Origin of the sequence: Sinorhizobium sp. M4_45, assembly GCF_002885915.1 — a bacterium.
In the GTDB taxonomy this organism is placed as follows: Bacteria; Pseudomonadota; Alphaproteobacteria; order Rhizobiales; family Rhizobiaceae; genus Sinorhizobium; species Sinorhizobium meliloti_A.
The window spans coordinates 40,491-46,490 of the sequence record NZ_NWVE01000018.1 but is presented as its reverse complement, the minus strand read 5'-3'; the positions used below and the strand labels follow the sequence as shown (position 1 = coordinate 46,490).

At 62.4% G+C, this 6,000-nt stretch carries 3 protein-coding genes; 1 reads left to right on the top strand and 2 read right to left on the bottom strand.

Features of this window, described 5'->3' with window-relative positions:
• Positions 1–417: 417 nt before the first annotated feature.
• Entirely contained in the window at positions 418–2,358 is a 1,941-nt protein-coding gene (locus tag CN933_RS30810) for a M23 family metallopeptidase (protein ID WP_018096972.1), read from the top strand.
• A gap of 77 nt (positions 2,359–2,435) precedes the next feature.
• On the opposite strand, the gene clpB is transcribed toward CN933_RS30810, so the two are convergent.
• A complete protein-coding gene (gene clpB / locus CN933_RS30805) occupies positions 2,436–5,042 on the bottom strand; it encodes an ATP-dependent chaperone ClpB (protein ID WP_018096971.1) in 2,607 nt (868 codons plus the stop codon).
• Between the two features lie 255 nt (positions 5,043–5,297).
• On the bottom strand, positions 5,298–5,942 hold the full coding sequence (locus tag CN933_RS30800) for a DUF4167 domain-containing protein (RefSeq protein ID WP_018096970.1): 645 nt from the start codon (positions 5,940–5,942) through the stop codon (positions 5,298–5,300).
• Between the last annotated feature and the right edge of the window lie 58 nt (positions 5,943–6,000).

The window sequence follows — 6,000 nt, the reverse complement described above, 5'->3', positions numbered from 1 at the left end:
GGCCCAGTCCCGACAATCAGCATCCGCCAATCTTGGAAACCCTAGAGCGAAGGACATCGTCGCCAGCAGCGCCGCCGCCCTCGTCAGTGATCGGGCTTATAGACCCCCACCCTCCGACACGTCAACAGGGTTCTTCAAAAAAAATGACAGTTTTCTGACAAAGCCCGGCAAAGCAGGGTTTTGCGGGGCGCAGATTCTTTTTGGAGCTCGTCCCTCGGGCTGTGGATACATAATTTCGCCCTTACTTCTTCACAATCGACCGATCTAAACCAGATCATCGCCGCTTCGTTCCGGAGGCGCCGCGTCGGGGCCAGCCCTGCGCTGCGATTTGACTTCCGTAAACGGAAGATGCACATCTTCGCGCAACGTATCGACGATAAGCATACGGCAAGAGCATTTAGGGGGCCTCCAGCCTGCATGAGCAGCGATAAGAACATGCTTCGTTCGCTTGGCGACCACCCGCCGATCCTAGCGGACGGCCGTCGCGCACCGGACCGGCGCGAGATCTCGATGCGCTGGCTCTCGGGCACGTTCTTGACCGGCATTACCTCAAGTCTTCTTATGGGCGTGGCGCTCTTTGCGGCCCTCGACGGACGGCAGCAACTGGCGATTCCGGCGGAAGCCTTTGCCGCGCTCGATCCGTCGGCGCCGGTCGGCGCCGCCAAACGGGGAGATCGCGTTCTTTCCCCCAACATCGTTGCCAAGCCAGCCGACAAGACCGTGATGGAAGTCTCGACCATGATCCATGACGGCGAGAAGGAGGTGGTGCGCCGCCAGCCCTTCGTGCATGTCAAGATGGCGCTTGCAGCCAACCACCAGACTTCCGAATCCTATCCCGACTTCGACCCGCTGGCGATCTTCTCCACGGATGAGGCGGACGCCGAAGCGCCGCCGGTGAAGACCGGAACGATCTACGGCTCCGACGTCGAGTCCGAGGTGGCATTGAAGACCGTGGATTTTCCGCTGAATGGCGGCGGCTTCGCACTCGGGCCCTCGATGTCGCTCGACGAGGTCGAGGAGAACGTCCGCACCAACGGCTCGGTGCTGACCGAAGGCAATACCCAGGTCGCCTCGCTCTTCTATGTCGACCCGCAACGCTTCGCTTCCGACGCCGACAACCTCGACCTGATGCAGGGCCTCGCCGCGCGCGTCGTCGAGGAGAACATGAGCGTTTCCTCCTATGAGAACATCACGAAGCAAAGCGTCGAATACGCCGACGACATCATACCGGTGCGCCGCGCCATACCCATTGCGACGGCGATGATCAATGCGGGATATGCCAAGGCCCAGGCCGAAGACGCGGCCGGCTATCTCGAAAAGGCGCTCGGCGCCAAGGAACTCGGCCCCGGCGACGTGCTGCGCATCGGCATCATTCAGAAGGGCGAAGAAGCAAAGATCGTCCGTGCCACGATCTATTCCCATAGCCGGCACGTGCTGACCATGGCAGTGGACGACCGCGGCCGTTTCATTCCCGGCGCCGAGCCGGCGAAGCTCGAAGCGGTAGCGGCTGCCTTCGACGACACCGGCAGGCCGGTGATTTCCAGCGGTCACGACCTGCCGAGGGTCTACGACGGCATCTACCGTGCGGCCCTTTCCTACGGCATGAACGCCGACATGATCGCGCTCGTCGTCAAGCTTTTGGCGAGCAATGTCGACTTCCAGGCTCAGCTGAAGCCGACGGATTCGCTCGAAGCCTTCTTCTCGGTCGCCGATGAAAGCGGCAGGGCAACGGAAGATTCGGAACTGCTCTACGTCAACGCCAAATTCGGCGACGCCGAGACGCGGTTCTACCGCTTCCAGGATCCGGACGACAATTCGATCGATTATTTCGACAAGGACGGCAAGAGCATCCGCCAGTTCCTGCTGCGCAATCCCGTTCCGAACGGCCATTTCCGCTCCGGCTTCGGCATGCGCCGCCACCCGATCCTCGGCTTCTCGCGCATGCACACCGGCGTCGACTGGTCCGCTCCGCGCGGCACTCCGATCATCGCGGCCGGAAACGGCGTCGTGCAGAAGGCCGGCTGGGACTCCGGCGGCTACGGCAACCAGACGCTGATCCGCCATGCCAACGGCTATGTGTCGTCCTACAATCACCAGAGCGCGATCGCCAAAAGCGTCAAGCCGGGAACGAAGGTCGTCCAGGGTCAGGTGATCGGCTGGGTCGGTACGACCGGCCTCTCCACCGGCCCGCACCTCCACTACGAACTGATCGTCAACGGCAACAAGGTGGATCCATTGCGTATCCGGCTGCCGGGAGGAAAATCGCTCGGGGGCGAGGCGCTGGCGAAGTTCGAGAAGGAACGCGAACGCATCGACGAGCTTCTCGGCGACGATGCGAAAGAGGTCGCAAGCAAGTAGCCGACCCATCGACGGTATCGCGAACTCGCAAAAAGGCCGCCCGGAGGGCGGCCTTTTTGGCTGTCGGAATGCGAGGCTTACGCGGCTTCCTGGTTCGCCCCCGCCCCGCGCTTGAAGTTCAGACGGTCTGAACCGGCAACGACCTTGATAACCGAGCCATCCGGGAACTCGCCCTGCAGCACTTTTTCGGCCAGCGGATCCTGCACGTATTTCTGGATCGCCCGCTTCAGGGGGCGAGCGCCGTAGGCCGGATCGTAGCCCCTGTCCGCCAGGAAAACGCGTGCATCGTCCTCGAGCTCGAGCGTGATCTTGCGATCCGCGAGGAGCTTGCGCAGCCTTTCGAGCTGAATGTCGACGATCGCGCCCATTTCCGAACGGCGCAGCCGGTGGAACAGGATGATCTCGTCGACGCGGTTCAGGAATTCCGGACGAAAAGCGGCTCTCACCACTTCCATGACCTGATCGCGAACCGCATCGCTGTCCTCGTTTTCGCCGAGTGCGGTCAGGTATTCCGCACCGAGGTTCGAGGTCATGATGATCATCGTGTTCTTGAAGTCGACCGTGCGCCCCTGACCGTCGGTCAGACGCCCATCGTCAAGCACCTGCAGCAGAACGTTGAAGACATCCGGATGCGCTTTCTCGATCTCGTCGAACAGCACGACCTGATAGGGCCGGCGACGGACCGATTCCGTCAGCGCCCCACCCTCCTCATAACCGACATAGCCGGGAGGCGCGCCGATCAGGCGGGCGACCGAATGCTTCTCCATATATTCGGACATGTCGATCCGCATCAGCGCGGTCTCGTCGTCGAAGAGGAAGCGGGCAAGCGCCTTGGTGAGCTCCGTCTTGCCGACCCCGGTCGGACCCAGGAAGATGAAGGAGCCAATCGGCCGGTTCGGATCCTGAAGCCCTGCGCGCGAACGGCGAACCGCCCGTGAGACGGCCTGGACGGCATCGCCCTGGCCGACGACCCATTTCGCCAGCTCGTCTTCCATCCTGAGCAGCTTGTCGCGCTCGCCTTCCAGCATCTTGTCGACCGGAATGCCGGTCCATCGAGACACGATGTGGGCGATGTTGTCGGGGGTCACGACTTCCTGGACCATCGGGTTGGCGCTGGCGCCATCCTGGCTTTCCGCCTCCGTCAGTTCCTTTTCGAGATTCGGGATCACGCCGTAGGCAAGCTCCCCTGCCCGCTGGAACTCGCCGTTGCGCTGCGCGATCTGCAGCTCGTTGCGCGCTTCGTCGAGCTGCTTCTTGAGATCGGCTGCCTGCCCGAGCTTCTGCTTCTCGGCCTGCCAGCGCGCCGTCAATGCGGCTGCCTCCTCTTCGAGCGAAGACAGATCGAGTTCGAGCTTGGCAAGGCGATCCTTGGAAGAAACGTCGGTCTCCTTTTTCAAGGCTTCCCGTTCGATCTTCAGCTGAATGACGCGCCTGTCGAGTTCGTCGAGTTCCTCAGGCTTCGAATCGACCTGCATCCTGAGACGCGAGGCTGCCTCGTCCATGAGGTCGATCGCCTTGTCGGGAAGGAAACGATCGGTGATGTAGCGGTTGGAAAGGGCCGCGGCCGCAACCAGCGCGGAATCGGAGATCCGCACCTTGTGATGCTGCTCGTATTTTTCCTTCAGGCCGCGCAGGATCGAGATGGTATCTTCGACCGTCGGCTCCTCGACCATGACCGGCTGGAACCGGCGGGCAAGGGCCGCGTCCTTCTCGACGTGCTTGCGGTATTCGTCGAGCGTCGTCGCGCCGACGCAGTGCAGCTCGCCGCGGGCGAGTGCGGGCTTCAGGAGGTTCGAGGCATCCATAGCCCCGTCCGCCTTGCCTGCACCGACCAGCGTATGCATTTCATCGATGAAGAGGATGATCTCGCCACCTTCCGAGCGCACTTCGTTCAGCACGGCCTTGAGCCGCTCTTCGAATTCACCGCGGAACTTCGCACCGGCGATCAACGCGCCCATGTCGAGCGCCATCAGGCGCTTGTCCTTCAGGCTTTCAGGCACATCGCCGTTGACGATTCTCAGCGCTAGGCCTTCCGCGATCGCGGTCTTGCCGACGCCCGGCTCGCCGATCAGCACGGGATTGTTCTTCGTCCGGCGCGAGAGCACCTGGATCGTTCGGCGGATCTCGTCGTCCCGGCCGATCACCGGATCGAGCTTGCCTTCCCTCGCCTCGGCGGTCAGATCTCGCGCATATTTCTTGAGCGAATCGAAGCCCTGTTCGGCATTGGCGCTGTCGGCGGTGCGGCCCTTGCGGATTTCGTTGATGACCTGGTTGAGCTTCGTCGGCGTGACGCCCGCCTTGGAGAGGATCGACGCCGTCGCGGCCGAGCTTTCGATCGCCAGTGCCAGGAGCAGGCGTTCGACGGTTACGAAGCTGTCGCCGGCCTTCTTGGCCGCCTCTTCCGCTGCGGTGAACACCTTGGCGAGCGGCTGCGACAGATAGACGGAGCCGTTGCCGCCGGTCACCTTGGGAAGCTTCGCCAAAGCTGCGGCCGTACCGACCTTGGCTTCGCGCGCATTGCCGCCGGCGCGCTCGATAAGCGAAGCCGCCATGCCCTGATCGTCGTCGAGCAATACTTTGAGGACGTGCTCCGGCGTGAATTGCTGGTGCCCTTCGGCCAGTGCATAGGTCTGCGCCGACTGCAGGAAACCGCGGACGCGTTCCGAATATTTTTCGATATCCATTCTCTACCTCCATAGCCCGGCGAGCCCATCATCGTGGCACTGGCCGGCGTTTCAGGATCAGGCTCCCGCATTCGGCAAGCCTTCGAAGCGAAATATGGTGCAGCGCTCTTCGGAATTAAAGAGCGGCAAATGGAGGCAGCAGAGACAATCGCGCGCGAATGCGCTCACGGTGGATGCGGCACGCGTCGAGATCCCACGAAAGCAAAAAGCCCAGCCGTTACGGGCTGGGCCTTTAAGAGAATCGCTGCGGAAGGGTTATTCCGAGGCGGCGAGCGCCGGGGTGCTGCCGTCGGTTTCGGGCTGCGCATCGCCCCCTGCCTCTTCCTGCGCGCCGCGGCGCGGCTGCCGGCGAGGCCGGCTCGTGCTGCGGCGACGGGAAGCCGAGCGACCGGCCGATCCCTGCGCTTCCTCTTCCATGGCGACTTCGGCAGGCATGCCCTCGATCACCGGCTGAGGACCCGAACCGTCGATGACCGGCTGAGGCTCGTTGGCCGGAGCCGCTGCGGCCGACGGAGCGGCCGGCATTTCCTCTGCGTAGCCCTGATCCAGATCGTCCTGATCGCGATCGGAAGAGTCACGTTCCTGATAGTCCTGGCGTTCGTCGCGCTGGAACCGGTCCTGCATCTGAGCCTGCGCAGCCGCGATGATGCGGTTGTAATGCTCGGCATGCTGCAGATAGTTCTCAGCGATCACGCGGTCGCCGGAGCTCTGCGCGTCGCGAGCAAGGGCCGCATATTTTTCGGCGATGTGCTGTGCGGTACCACGAATCTTCACATCCGGGCCGGAGCTGTCGTAGGTCCGCGTCAAGGGATTGGATCCCTTGCGATTGTTGTTGTTGTTGTTTCCGCTGTTGTTGTTATTCCGCCCACGGCCGCGCTTGTTTTGCTGTCCTGGCCTCATAGTCCATTCACCTGAATTTTCTTGATAATGATGATCATGTGGTTCCGCTCTCGGTGCG